The organism is Pedobacter sp. SG908, from assembly GCF_011759615.1.
Classification (GTDB): Bacteria; Bacteroidota; Bacteroidia; order Sphingobacteriales; family Sphingobacteriaceae; genus Pedobacter; species Pedobacter riviphilus.
On the sequence record NZ_JAAOYY010000003.1, the window covers coordinates 219,218 to 231,746 of the forward strand.

The window sequence follows — 12,529 nt, forward strand, 5'->3', positions numbered from 1 at the left end:
TGCTTGGTTTTAATGTCTTTGCTAAGATATTATAAAATAAGATATTTTCATACGATCAGCTGTTATGATCTGTTAGGGAAAGAACTCTCCTATCTATTGCCATCCTAAGTTCATCTCAGGATCTAACCAACATGATGGATACTGAAATAAATTCAGTATGACTAACGGAGAGAGAAAATGCACCGACTGATAGATAACTTGGTGTCAGTTGGTAACAACCGACACCAATTGGTTAAATTATTTCGCTATAATACTAATTGCATATCCTCCACCCGGTGCGCAATATTGAGTCAATTTAGTTTTATTGGTTACTTCCATTTTGCGTATGGTATAAGCTTTTGGATTGGTTTTATAATTTGCATCCTTAGCGTCAGCATAAATAGTAGCCGTATATTTTTTACCAGGGTCCAAGAAGTTAAAATCGATTTTAGATGTTCGCGCCACCTCATCATTGGTACGGCCAACAAACCAGTTGTTTTTGCCCTTGGCTTTACGTGCAAAAGTGATGTAATCACCAGGCTCTGCTTCTAAAACTTTGGTATCATCCCAATCTACAGCAACATCTTTAATAAACTGAAAAGCATCCATATACTTGTTATAAGTTTCTGGCAAATCGGCAGCCATTTGTAAAGGACTATACATTGTTACATAAAGTGCCAACTGGCGAGCTAAGGTACTGTGCACAAATGAAGTATTTTCGGGATTATAAACACTCACTTTAGTTTCGAAAATACCTGGAGTATAATCCATCGGCCCACCAATTAAACGGGTAAATGGTAAAATGGTGGTATGATCTGCATTATTGCCACCAAATGCTTCATATTCAGTTCCCCTAGCCGATTCGTTTCCAATTAAATTTGGATAGGTACGTGCTAAGCCAGTAGGGCGAACAGCCTCATGTGCATTCACCATAATTTTATATTCAGCTGCTTTTTGGATGGCATATAGGTAATGATTGTTTAACCATTGTCCATAGTGATGTTCTCCCCTTGGAATCATGTTGCCTACATAACCACTTTTAACAGCATCGTAACCATTGGCTTTCATAAATTTATACGCTGTATCTAAATGACGCTCATAATTACGTACCGACGAAGAAGTTTCGTGGTGCATAATCATTTTTATGCCCTTACTTGCCGCATATCGGTGCAGTTCTTTTACATCAAAATCAGGGTAAGGCGTTACAAAGTCAAACACATAATCTTTTGTTTTACCAAACCAGTCTTCCCAACCCTCGTTCCAGCCTTCAACCAAAACCGCATCTAAACCATTTTTAGCGGCAAAATCGATGTATTCTTTTACGTGTGCAGTATTTGCAGCGTGTTTTCCGTTAGGTTTTGTTTTGGCATAATCGGTTACACCCAATTGTACACTAGTTAAATCGTTATAGGCCCAGGTACTTTTTCCGGTAATCATTTCCCACCAAACGCCAACGTATTTGGTTGGTTTTATCCACGATACATCTTTAAATTTGGTTGGTTCGTTTAAATTATAGGTTAATTTTGAGGTCAAGATATCAGCAGCTTTATCGCTTACAATAATGGTTCTCCAAGGCGATAAACATGGCGCCTGCATATAACCTTTATCACCAACTGCATCAGGCGTTAACCAAGATTCTAAAACCATGTTTTTATCATCAAGGTTTAACGACATTAAAGAATAGTTAATGAGTGCTGCTTCATGGATATTAATGTACAAACCATCTTTACTCTTCATCATCAAAGGTGTTTGTAAGCCTGTTGGCGAAAAAGTAGTTTGCGATGCATTTGGCGTTATAGCGGCTTTCATTTTGCCACGAACTTCTGACAAATTTGAAGTCACTGTGCTGTATTCCTGTGTATCATAATCGCCTGGAAGCCAAAATGCTTTATGGTCGCCAGCTAAGGCAAACTGGGTTTTCTCTTCTTTGATTACAAAATAATCTAAGTTTTTCTGCTCCGGAAATTCATACCTAAAGCCCAAACCATCGTTAAATAAACGCAGGCGCACAACAATATAACGGTTCGTTTCTTTTTGGGTTAGGGTTACAGCCAGTTCGTTGTAATGGTTTACGACTTCTTTAACCTCGCCCCAAACTGGTTTCCAGGTTTCGTTAAAAGTGCTGGTTTTGGTATCGGTGATGGAGAAACCGTCCATTAAAGATTTGCCGTCTTTAAGTTCCAAACCTAACTTACTCGTTTTAATTACATCTTTGCCCTTATACTTTAAGCTATAAGTTGGCACACCACCATCGGCCAAAGCAAAACTGGCTATCAGATTGCCGTTAGGCGACTTCAAATTCTCTTCGGGAACGTTCCCGAAAACATCCCCAAAAAATAGCACCGCGCATATTAAAGCAAGGATTTTAGAACTGTTAAAGGATTGGTTAGGTTTCTTATTCATGTTATCATTTATTTTTTGTTGTTACTATTAAATATATTAGAACTTGCAGGTTTTGGTTAGTTCAGATATTAATCCGGTTAAAAAAAATTGTTCAGACCTCGCAGATCTCCAAAACCTGCGGGGTTAAACGAAAATAAATTATTCTAAAAGCAAGGTATCATCATCCTCATCGGTTAAGCTCAACTGCACACTATCGCTACCTGCAATACCCTCTATTGAACCACGGATATGCGTGGCGTTTAACAACACTTTCTCCAATTGTTTTTCACGTGCTTTCCATAAACGTTCCATCGCATCACGCTCGCGTTGTATGGATAGTTTCATACTCATAAAACCTTCTCTTATGGCTTTCCATTGCTCAGAAAACTCTGCCCCCATTAAATAATCGTATAACATGTGCATTTTTTCGCCGCGGTTTTCCTGCGATTTTACTGCACCTGCCAAACGCAAAATACCTTCGCGCAGCACATAGGCTACAGCATTTACTTCTTCGAAAGAACAGATCCAAACCCCATCACGCTGCCCGAAACAATCCATGCCCTTTGGATAACACTGACTTACAATTACTGCTACATCAATGCCCATACTACGCATATCTTTCTTCAGTTTTTCGATCCAGTCGCCACCAAAATCTTTGGTACGCTTACTTTCGTAAATAATTTTACCGCATTCCTGCCCAAATTGATTACGCACTACCTGTACACAATCTGCCCCACGCACACCTTTGCCAACTTCTTCAATTAAATCGAAAGGATAATTGCTACGGAGCAATTCTTCCAAGATCAACTCCTGCACCTCGCCCTGCAATTGCATACTACCTTGCTCGGCTTTGCGTTTCATTTCTTCGGCCAATTTTTTCTGGTCGTCTAGCTGTTTTTCTAATTCCTTTAAACGTAATTGATGTTCAGTATCTTTAATGCTATTCTTTTCTGCCTCTTGTTTACGGATCTGTTCTACCAGCTCATTACGCTGTTCTTGCATTTTACGTTGAAATGCAAGTTCCATTTCTTCTTCCTTCACTTTAAGACTTTCTTCACGGCGTAAAAATTCCAGCTCTTTTTCACGGGCTAACTTTAGTTTTTCAGCATTATCTTTCGCATTACCTTCCAGTATTTGCAGTTTAGTTTCAAAATCAGCCGAAATACTTTTACGCAAATTTTCCTCCAGATTATCTTTAAGCTTAGTTTTCTCTTCGGCAAGTTTAGCCTCAAAAGCTTTCAACTGCTGCTGTTTTTCAGACTCAAAAACCTGCAGCTTACGTTGATATTCTTCATCTTTCTGCCTTGCATAAGCAGCCGCTTTCTCACGTAACTCTTTCTTATAATCTTCGGCCATGGCTTCTTCCATCGGAAAAACATGGGCACAGTTGGGGCATTTTATTTCGGTAGGCATTGATTATTATTTTAGCCACCAAGGCGCAAAGCACGCCAAGGTTTTTTATTGGTAAAGATATTAAAGCTTTTTATGAATGTACAAACGAGTTTTACACCATTATCATTAAAGTACTTTCGACCTAATTTCGTGACCAGCGGCCAAAATTTTGCTTACCGGGCATTTTGCCGCAATTTCTTCCAGTCTGATTTTTTGTTCTTCGGTCAGTATTCCAGTACATACAATTTCTTCAAAAAATATAGTTTCTCCATTTTCGGTATCAATGTTTACTTCTACCTCAATCTTATCAATAGGCCATGCTTTTCTATCGGCATACATTCTTAGGGTAATGGCTACACACGATGCTAAAGAAGCCATTAATAATCCTTTAGGGGCAAAACCTTTATGTGTTCCGCCTAGTTCTAAAGGTTCGTCTACTATAATATCATGAGAACCGTTGCTTACCGAACACGCATAATGCTCCTTGTTTATTGTTGCTTTTACCATGTAAATTAATTTTAGTATCCCAAATATTGTGCTTTAACTTTAAACTTAGGTAAAAGTCTGGTCTTTTTTTAAAAATGAATGAAGCTGCTTTAGCAAAAAACTATTGCCGCTGTTCCCTAAAGCAAAAAACATCAAACATTATTACAGGCGAATTGTTCCATTATAAAATCACATGATCATGAAGTACAAAAAGTTAATTGGAAAATATTTAACGCACAAATCGAAAAATAATGCCCAGGTAGCGCTTGCTTTGGTGGCTGGCCTGGCGGCAGGTGCAGTGATTAGTATTTTATTTGCCCCTGATAGTGGTGCAGGTACCCGTGGAAAAATTGCCGGTGGGGCCAGGAACCTGAGATATGGATTCCAGGATAAATATAATCTTTTAAAAGAAAAGGTATTCGGTGTAGAAGCCATTGAAGAAGATATTACCGCACATGAAGTGCCACACTTTAAACATAAAGTAGCAAAGAAACGTAATTCGGATGTGCAGGAGATTTTAGAAAATGCACACGAAAACGGCCAGGTACAGGAAGGGCAAGGATAAAAAATATAAGAAGATTAATAGGTTATTGACATGTATTAATTCCGTTAAACAATTTCTTAGTTTTACAGGATAATATCTGTATATGATTTTTATCCTCTCTAAGATTTTGCTTTTCGTTATTAAACCCATAGTGTGGATTTTTGTGCTTTTGATTTTTGCAATAGCATCAAAACAAGCTAAACAAAGAAAAAGATATTTAATCTGTGCCTTAATTGTTTTCTTTCTTTTCTCTAATGGCTTTATTGTTGGAAAAATAATAAACAGTTACGAAGCTGGCTATCCGAAAGCGGCAAAATACGACATTGGAATAATTCTTGGAGGTTTTTCGGGTTTAAATAAACGAAATAATGAGATTGCTTTTAATTGGGCAGGTGATAGATTGTTCCAAGCCATAGCACTATACAAAAAAGGCCAGATTAAACAGCTACTGCTTAGCAGTGGAAATTCAAATTTAATAGACCGACAGGTAAAAGAAGCCGATTTAGCCATTAAATACTTAAAATTGATTGGTATTCCTGATTCTGCAATTCTGATTGAAAACCAAAGCAGAAATACCATCGAAAATGCCAGGTACAGTTTGGCCCTCATCGCAAAAAGGAACCCTAAAGCTAAAGTTCTGGTAATTACCAGTGCCTGGCACATCCCAAGAGCAAAATTAATTTTTGATAAACAAACTAAGCAGAAAATTGAATATTACCCAACCAATTTTTCAGGAAATACGGAATTTGAATTAGGAGATTTTATCATCCCAAATGCCAGCGCATTAGGCACATGGGAATTATTATTTAAAGAATGGATGGGCTTAATTGTAGATCGTATTAGGGGTTAATCGGTTAACTGATTAATCGTGAACCTTGTAACCTGGCTATGGTAAACAAGCCATGGTTAACTAAACCCAACAGGAGCGGGCATCCAGATTTAAGCATCGGTTTAGGTTATATTTTGATTTGCTTGTTTCACAGGCTTTCTATCGGGATAAAGCGAACGGCGGGGCTACAGTACCTATGAAATGTTGCCCTTTCATTTCCTAAAGAGAAAAAACATTAATAATTAGGAAATGGTTGGTTCTGCGCTTCTAGCAAATCCTGTCCCGCTTTTGGTACGAGTTCCGATGAAGGATCGGAAGCTCTTCCCGACAATCAGGTTTATTTAACCTAGCTAGTGCAATCGGGAGAAATTTTTCATCGGCCAAAATTGACAATTAACCGATTTAAACAAATTATACAATTAACCAGTATTTATTATCCTTCAATCGCTTTCCAAAGCATATCCTTCAGTTCTAAAATATTTTTTTCAGCTACTGACGAAATAAATATAGATGGAATATTTGGCAGGTCCTGCTTCATTTCTTCCATCAGTTCTTCATCTAACATATCTGATTTGGTAATGGCTAAAACATGGGGTTTTTGCATCAATTCAGGATTGTAAGATTCTAATTCACTTTTAAGAATTTCGTATTCTTGTTTGATAGAGCGACTTGTATCGGCCGGAACCATGAACAATAGCACCGAATTACGCTCGATATGACGCAGGAAACGGTAACCTAAACCTTTACCTTTTGATGCACCTTCTATAATTCCAGGGATATCGGCCATTACAAAAGATTTTCCACCTCTGTAACTTACAATACCCAGATTAGGAACAATAGTAGTAAATGGATAATCGGCAATTTCTGGCTTAGCAGCCGAAACTACTGAAAGTAAAGTAGATTTTCCTGCATTTGGGAAGCCAACCAAACCAACATCAGCTAAAACTTTTAACTCTAAAATGTTCCAAACCTCTTGCCCCTGCTCACCTGGTTGTGCAAAACGTGGTGTTTGTTGAACAGAATTTTTAAAATGTGCATTACCCAAACCACCGCGGCCGCCAGCTGTTAAAATCTTCGTTTCGCCATCTTTGGTAATTTCGAAAAGGATTTCTCCGGTTTCAGCATCTTTGGCAATGGTACCAAGCGGAACTTCTAAAATTTCATCCTTACCTTGCTTACCGAATTTATGGGAACTACCACCCGCACCACCATCTTCTGCAATAATATGCTTGCGGTATTTAAGGTGTAATAATGTCCAGATATGAATACTGCCTTTAACGATAATGTGGCCACCGCGACCACCATCACCACCGTCAGGGCCACCCATTGACGTTAAAATATCACGATGCAAATGTGCCGAACCTGCCCCGCCCTTACCAGAACGGCAACAAATTTTTACATAATCTACGAAATTCGAACCCTGTGACATATTTTAATATTGAAATGTTAATACTGGAACGTTGAAACAACAATTCCTTTAAAATTAAAGAGTTATAACGTTTTAACATTATAACTCTTTGTATGTTTTTGAAATATGATCCGGGTAATAAAATTAATCCAAATCCAATTTACTAGATACTTGCTATTTGAACTTTACACTTTATATTGATCAATTACAGCGCAAAGATCGTTATATACTGTTTCTATTTCACCAATTCCATTAACTTTATTCAACTTTCCTTGCTCTTCATAATAAGGCAATACGTGGATGGTTTTATCAAAGTATTCTGAAATCCGTTTTTTCAATTTTTCAGCGTCATCATCAGGGCGACCACTGGTTTTATGACGTTCAGCAATACGTTTTGTTAATTCGTCCTGATCTACATCTAAAGCAATAACGCCTGCTATTTTACTGCCTTTACGCTCTAAAAATAAATCAAGCTCAACTGCTTGCGGAACGGTACGCGGAAACCCATCAAACACAAACCCCTTAGCATCAGGATTTTTATCCACCTCTTCTTCAAGCATGGCAATTGTAATGGCATCAGGAACCAATTCCCCATCAGCTAACAATTGACTTACTTTTTTTCCTAATTCGGTTTCTCCTTTAACGTGTGCTCTAAAAAGATCGCCTGTTGAAACGTGTACCAACTGATATTTTGCAATCAGCTTTTCAGATTGGGTGCCTTTACCCGCCCCTGGAGGGCCAAAGAGAACTAAATTAAGCATTCAAGTTGTTTAGGTTGTCTTCAAAAATTAAAAAAGCCTTATTCCTATGGCTCTGTTAAAAGTAATATTCAAATCACTGATTAATAGGATTAGACATTGCTTACTTTCGAGGCTGCAAATATATAATTATTAATTTAGATGCCATTTAAAATTGATAATTTATTTAAAAAAGGACTATTTTAATGACATTTATCTTATTCTAAGAAGAATCTTGTGCCATTTTTATATTTAACAGAATTTTCTTCAAATAATCGTAAACCTGACCAAACAATTTCTTTTATAAATGCCCCTCCCACTCGGCAGGCAATAATCATTCAACCCCTTTTTTGGGGACATTTGGAAAACAGCCAGAATATCCAGACCGCCGAATTCGCTAACAGCAGCATCTATAATTTATTCGTGTTAGTAAAAGATAGCTATTTGACACAACCTTTCCTTTAAAACCATTTAGAAAAATAGCTTGTTATTTAGGTGACAGCCCATAATCAGGTGAGTTGGCATTTTAGGAGAGATTTAATTTTAAAGGAGAATGGGGGAAATTGTTTCAGCAACCGTAGAGTCCTGTGCAGCGATGCTGATAGATTATCTCGGTTCCATCTAAATTGAATAAGAAAAACTCGCAATTTTACAGCATTAAGATCTGCCGTCAAGTAGTCCTTTTACCAACAATTTCCATTGGGGATAAGATAAACCCAGTTTCGCACTAAAACCAACAATGAGATTCCGCGCCCTGTCGATTAACTTTCCGTCATCAATGTTCGCCTGTTCGTTCCTGCCATGTTCTTCTGCCGATACGGTAATTCTATTCCTGCGGATAATAAAGGTAGAAGTGGCATGATCTTTCAAAAAATGAGCGGTCTGTTTACCCTTGTTAAATGGTGATGAGCACGGACGGACACACATGCTGAGCATTTCGTGATCACCGCCATGCACCCTTTCGATTTCTTCAATCTTTACCCAATCAAACCCACCTCCCGATACTGGTCCAGGCCCAGGGATATCGATACGAATAAAATCTCCCTTTTGGGCTAAACGCATCACTTCCTTCCCATCAGGTGCAAAAATCTTAAAGTCTGAAAGTCCGGAGATTTTGCCCCACTCATTCACTGCAAGTAATCTTTTCGCAGCTGCTGAAAAAAATTCCTGAGCCTGACTGAGACTACTTAACTTACGTTCTTCAACCACATCCATCTGGCTTCCGATAATCTGTTGAGGAACCAGATTGTTAATTAATTTTTCCATCGTCTCTTTCTTTATAGAACCATTTTCCTCTGCTTTTAGTTTAATTATTTACTAAAAACATTACGAGATCAGGATGCTTGCAAAAAAAGAGTAATTGATTAAACAACTATTAATATTAAATTATTAAGGCTCAATTAGTAAGCCAGGAACAGATAGCTTATGCCATGAATTTGGAGCGTTTTTAAATTTCCTGTATTTTTGTATTGAAAGCATAGTGCTAGGCAAGATCGATAAAAACAATTAAACCAAATGGAAATTCTAAGTTTCGTTATCGTGAAGGCCACACAAGAAAAAGGCTACATTCTTCCAGAAGATTTGGAAGTGGGAAAATCAATGGTTCAACATGACGACAGAACAGCTATCTATGATGATACTGAACTCGACTATGATGACCAGATGAACAATCTCAACGGGTTTATAAAATTGTAAAGATAAAATCGCTAAAAACCCTGCTGTTTGACAGCAGGGTTTTTATAGTAAAGGCATAAGGGAGTACCACTTTAACTAACTATAGTAGCTACTTTGTGATAATCCTCATTTATAGATCTATTTTAAATTATTGTTTTTTGAGATAGGTTTTATTACCATTCTTGTTAATGTAATATTTTCCGCCGCGAGGACCTGTTATTACTTGCTCTCCATTCGGACCTGATAGTGTTCTGTCTACCGTTGGTGTATAACTCTTTGTATTGACAGAATTTTCAGCTTGTACTGCTGGAGCTACTTTTTCTTTGGCAGCACTGTAACGCTTATCTGGCGTACCATCTTTCTTAAGTTTTACACCATCAGCATTTGGGCTTGGCGCGGCTTTGCTTGTAGCAGGAACCGCTTCTGTTTTGGGAGCATAACGTTTGTCGGGTGTGCCGTCTTTTTTTAATCTCACTCCACTCGCATTTGGAGCAGCAGGGGCTGCTTCTGTTTTAGAAGCATAACGTTTATCAGGTGTGCCGTCTTTTTTTAATCTCACTCCACTCGCATTTGGACTTGGTGAAGCTTTGCTTGTAGCCGGAACAGCTTCTGTTTTAGAAGCATAGCGTTTATCAGGCGTGCCATCTTTTTTTAGTCTCACTCCATTTGCATTTGGACTAGGTGCAGCTTTGCTTGTAGCAGGGGCTGCTGCTGTTTTAGAAGCATAACGTTTATCAGGCGTGCCATCTTTTTTTAGTTTAACGCCACTAGCTGATTCGGTTTCTTTTTTAGCATTAGCTTTAGTTCCCTTTTTAGCTTTTGCTGAACCTGACTGCGCAGGTATAGTAGTTTGAGCAAAACTCAGGTTTATATAAAAAACCATAATGACTACCAGTGAAAATAATTTTCTCATAACTTTTTGTTTTATATTAATGGTATGTTAATTTTCATCTCAAGCCCGTATCACGATATCAGTGATACAATTTACCAAATTTTCTTTACTATGGTAATAAAATCAAAAATATATTAATGTAGCTAATCTTTGTATGGTTGACGGCAATATGTGCCCTGTTCTGCTATAGCTTTCCAAACATAATAACATCAGTGTAAAGGAAGTCTATATCCAGTACGGTACTCCGCCAGAGCCGAAGAACCTCCTCTCAAGATCCATAAATAATACATTCGAAAAGCGGGAATTTATAGATCTGGTGTTCGATTCAAACCTCTACTATGAAAATGGTATTTATCGAACACCCGGCATGATGAATATTTTCCGTATTAAATACCTAAAAATGAGATAATTATAGGTTAAGACAGTAAACAAAAAAGGGAAGATTTTTCAATCTTCCCTTTAGTGCACTCGTAGGGATTCGAACCCCAAACCTTCTCATCCGTAGTGAGATGCTCTATCCAATTGAGCTACGAATGCGTTTCCGTATCGTTAACGGACTGCAAAGGTATAACTTGATATTTTAATTTCCAATTAAATTTCAAAAAAATCTTAAAATAAATCCTTGCAGGATATGTTTTATGCGTTCAATGCATCATTAATAGCCTTGAAATCAGGTAGATCTTTTGCATTTTCCAAAACTTCAGCATAAGCAATTTTTCCTTCTTCATCGATCACAAAAGCTGCCCTTTTAGAAACCCCCTTCAATCCGAAAACAAATTCTTCGTAAAAAGCACCATAAGCTGCAGATACTTCTTTGTTAAAATCAGACAATAAAGGGAACTGGTAATTTTGCACTTCTTTAAATTTACCTAACGAAAAAGGAGAATCTACAGAAATACCGATTACCTGTGCATCTATTCCTTCGTAATAACTGAAATTATCGCGCATGGTACATAACTGTTCTGTACATGTACCGGTAAAAGCCATCGGAAAAAAGTGGATAATAACTTTTTTACCCTTAAAACCAGAAAGAGAAACTTCAGTTAAATCAGAACTGTATAATTTAAAATCAGGGGCGGTATCGCCAATTTGTAATGCCATTATGTTTTTTAGTTAATGTGTATGTTAAATGGTTTAATTGCTTAATTGTTTGTGACTCATGACTTAAGACTACCGACTCAAATCTATCTTTTCATCTGCTGATCTAAAATTGCCAAACCCTCTTCGAAACTATGAGGATGGTAATCTAAATCTTTAATCGCTTTATCCAAAACGAAACCTGTTCTAATTGGTCGTTTAGCTGCCTGGTTTAAACCTGCAGAACTTATTTCATTAATGAATGATTGTTTAAGCCCCCAATAATCGGCAACTTTTCGCACTAAATCTGCAATACTCATGTAATCTTTACCCGATATGTGGTAAATTCCTTTTGCATTTTTTTCTACAGCTAATAAACAGGCTTCAGCTAAATCTTCGGCCAATGTGGGCATACGCCACTGATCGTTTACTACATTAATAGGTGATGCTTTTTCCAATGCACCTTTAGCCCAAAGTACAATGTTGCTACGGCTCATATCGCTGGTAATCCCATATACTAATATTGTTCTTAAGATCGCCCAGTTTGCTTTTGAATTTTGCAATAGCTCTTCTGCCAATACTTTCGATTCGCCGTAATAACTTACCGGATTAACGGCATCTTCTTCTTTATAAGGTCCGTTGGCGCCATCAAAAACAAAATCGGTACTTAAATGAATAAGCTGAATCTTTTTTTCTTCACATATTGATATTAGCGTTTGAACTGCATCTACATTTAGTTGGCGACAGAGTTCTTTATTGGCTTCGCAAGTATCAACATTGGTCATGGCTGCGGTGTGCACAATGGCATCAGGGCTGTATCTTTCAATAACTTCTCTAACCTGAACAGCATTCAAAATATCCATTTCTGCATATTCATAACCATCCTTTACTGGGTAGCGGTTTACCCCTTTTGAAGTGGCCACCAATTTCAGCTTTCTTTCGGCAAGCACTTTTTCAGTTAATTTTTGCCCTAAAAGACCGTTGCTACCTGTTGTTAAAATGGTTTTCATATGCCTTATTTAGGGCACTAAATTATCCATAAAAACCATGTTGAAAAAATTTATAATATATATTTAAAATTAAGTAAGAATAACTTAACTTTGCCAACCGAATTGGAGCCCCTGTAAAC

At 37.6% G+C, this 12,529-nt stretch carries 12 protein-coding genes and 1 tRNA gene; 3 read left to right on the top strand and 10 right to left on the bottom strand.

The window, feature by feature from the left end; translation table 11 throughout:
- Window positions 1-237 precede the first annotated feature (237 nt).
- The 3 genes from FHT21_RS21595 to FHT21_RS21605 all read right to left on the bottom strand — a co-directional run bounded on the left by FHT21_RS21595 (window position 238) and on the right by FHT21_RS21605 (window position 4,260).
- Window positions 238-2,382, bottom strand: coding sequence for a glycoside hydrolase family 97 protein (locus tag FHT21_RS21595; protein ID WP_208399010.1), 2,145 nt, complete (start codon window positions 2,380-2,382; stop codon window positions 238-240).
- A gap of 138 nt (window positions 2,383-2,520) precedes the next feature.
- A complete protein-coding gene (locus FHT21_RS21600; protein WP_167296815.1) occupies window positions 2,521-3,774 on the bottom strand; it encodes a DUF2130 domain-containing protein in 1,254 nt (417 codons plus the stop codon).
- 105 nt (window positions 3,775-3,879) lie between these two features.
- Window positions 3,880-4,260, bottom strand: a complete 381-nt coding sequence (locus FHT21_RS21605) for an OsmC family protein (protein WP_167296816.1) — start codon at window positions 4,258-4,260, stop codon at window positions 3,880-3,882.
- A 178-nt stretch (window positions 4,261-4,438) separates the two neighbouring features.
- Between FHT21_RS21605 and FHT21_RS21610 the strand changes: the two genes are divergently transcribed.
- Window positions 4,439-4,804 carry a YtxH domain-containing protein gene (locus FHT21_RS21610; protein WP_167296817.1) on the top strand — a complete coding sequence of 122 codons (366 nt, stop codon included), beginning with the start codon at window positions 4,439-4,441 and terminating at the stop codon, window positions 4,802-4,804.
- Window positions 4,805-4,886: 82 nt separating this feature from the next.
- The gene (locus tag FHT21_RS21615) at window positions 4,887-5,633 is read left to right on the top strand and encodes a YdcF family protein (protein ID WP_167296818.1); all 747 of its coding nucleotides are present in this window, start codon (window positions 4,887-4,889) and stop codon (window positions 5,631-5,633) included.
- A gap of 412 nt (window positions 5,634-6,045) precedes the next feature.
- Here the strand turns inward: FHT21_RS21615 and obgE are convergent, their stop codons facing one another.
- From obgE to FHT21_RS21630, 3 genes are all read right to left on the bottom strand, one after another.
- Complete coding sequence (gene obgE, locus FHT21_RS21620) at window positions 6,046-7,041, bottom strand: GTPase ObgE (RefSeq protein ID WP_167296819.1); 996 nt, start codon at window positions 7,039-7,041, stop codon at window positions 6,046-6,048.
- A gap of 164 nt (window positions 7,042-7,205) precedes the next feature.
- Complete coding sequence (locus tag FHT21_RS21625) at window positions 7,206-7,781, bottom strand: adenylate kinase (RefSeq protein WP_167296820.1); 576 nt, start codon at window positions 7,779-7,781, stop codon at window positions 7,206-7,208.
- Between the two features lie 633 nt (window positions 7,782-8,414).
- Window positions 8,415-9,023: a hypothetical protein gene (locus FHT21_RS21630; RefSeq protein WP_167296821.1), complete on the bottom strand. Its 609-nt coding sequence runs from the start codon at window positions 9,021-9,023 to the stop codon at window positions 8,415-8,417.
- A gap of 249 nt (window positions 9,024-9,272) precedes the next feature.
- On the opposite strand from FHT21_RS21630, the gene FHT21_RS21635 reads away from it, so the two are divergent.
- Window positions 9,273-9,452 (top strand): hypothetical protein, encoded by a 180-nt coding sequence (locus FHT21_RS21635; RefSeq protein WP_167296822.1) that lies wholly within the window; start codon window positions 9,273-9,275, stop codon window positions 9,450-9,452.
- Between the two features lie 127 nt (window positions 9,453-9,579).
- Here the strand turns inward: FHT21_RS21635 and FHT21_RS24885 are convergent, their stop codons facing one another.
- From FHT21_RS24885 to FHT21_RS21655, 4 genes are all read right to left on the bottom strand, one after another.
- The gene (locus tag FHT21_RS24885) at window positions 9,580-10,344 is read right to left on the bottom strand and encodes a hypothetical protein (protein WP_208399011.1); all 765 of its coding nucleotides are present in this window, start codon (window positions 10,342-10,344) and stop codon (window positions 9,580-9,582) included.
- A 442-nt stretch (window positions 10,345-10,786) separates the two neighbouring features.
- Window positions 10,787-10,860 (bottom strand) — tRNA-Arg (locus FHT21_RS21645).
- 99 nt (window positions 10,861-10,959) lie between these two features.
- Window positions 10,960-11,424: a redoxin domain-containing protein gene (locus tag FHT21_RS21650; RefSeq protein ID WP_167296823.1), complete on the bottom strand. Its 465-nt coding sequence runs from the start codon at window positions 11,422-11,424 to the stop codon at window positions 10,960-10,962.
- Window positions 11,425-11,507: 83 nt separating this feature from the next.
- Window positions 11,508-12,410, bottom strand: a complete 903-nt coding sequence (locus FHT21_RS21655; protein WP_167296824.1) for an SDR family oxidoreductase — start codon at window positions 12,408-12,410, stop codon at window positions 11,508-11,510.
- Between the last annotated feature and the right edge of the window lie 119 nt (window positions 12,411-12,529).

Excerpts from the sequence above, each read along its gene's own strand:
- FHT21_RS21625 (WP_167296820.1), bottom strand. The coding sequence starts at position 7,781 with ATGCTTAATTTAGTTCTCTTTGGCCCTCCAGGGGCGGGTAAAGGCACC.
- FHT21_RS21595 (WP_208399010.1), bottom strand. The coding sequence starts at position 2,382 with ATGAATAAGAAACCTAACCAATCCTTTAACAGTTCTAAAATCCTTGCT.
- FHT21_RS21635 (WP_167296822.1), top strand. The coding sequence starts at position 9,273 with ATGGAAATTCTAAGTTTCGTTATCGTGAAGGCCACACAAGAAAAAGGC.
- FHT21_RS24885 (WP_208399011.1), bottom strand. The coding sequence starts at position 10,344 with ATGAGAAAATTATTTTCACTGGTAGTCATTATGGTTTTTTATATAAAC.
- FHT21_RS21650 (WP_167296823.1), bottom strand. The coding sequence starts at position 11,424 with ATGGCATTACAAATTGGCGATACCGCCCCTGATTTTAAATTATACAGT.
- FHT21_RS21615 (WP_167296818.1), top strand. The coding sequence starts at position 4,887 with ATGATTTTTATCCTCTCTAAGATTTTGCTTTTCGTTATTAAACCCATA.
- FHT21_RS21610 (WP_167296817.1), top strand. The coding sequence starts at position 4,439 with ATGAAGTACAAAAAGTTAATTGGAAAATATTTAACGCACAAATCGAAA.
- obgE (WP_167296819.1), bottom strand. The coding sequence starts at position 7,041 with ATGTCACAGGGTTCGAATTTCGTAGATTATGTAAAAATTTGTTGCCGT.
- FHT21_RS21600 (WP_167296815.1), bottom strand. The coding sequence starts at position 3,774 with ATGCCTACCGAAATAAAATGCCCCAACTGTGCCCATGTTTTTCCGATG.
- FHT21_RS21605 (WP_167296816.1), bottom strand. The coding sequence starts at position 4,260 with ATGGTAAAAGCAACAATAAACAAGGAGCATTATGCGTGTTCGGTAAGC.
- FHT21_RS21630 (WP_167296821.1), bottom strand. The coding sequence starts at position 9,023 with ATGGAAAAATTAATTAACAATCTGGTTCCTCAACAGATTATCGGAAGC.
- FHT21_RS21655 (WP_167296824.1), bottom strand. The coding sequence starts at position 12,410 with ATGAAAACCATTTTAACAACAGGTAGCAACGGTCTTTTAGGGCAAAAA.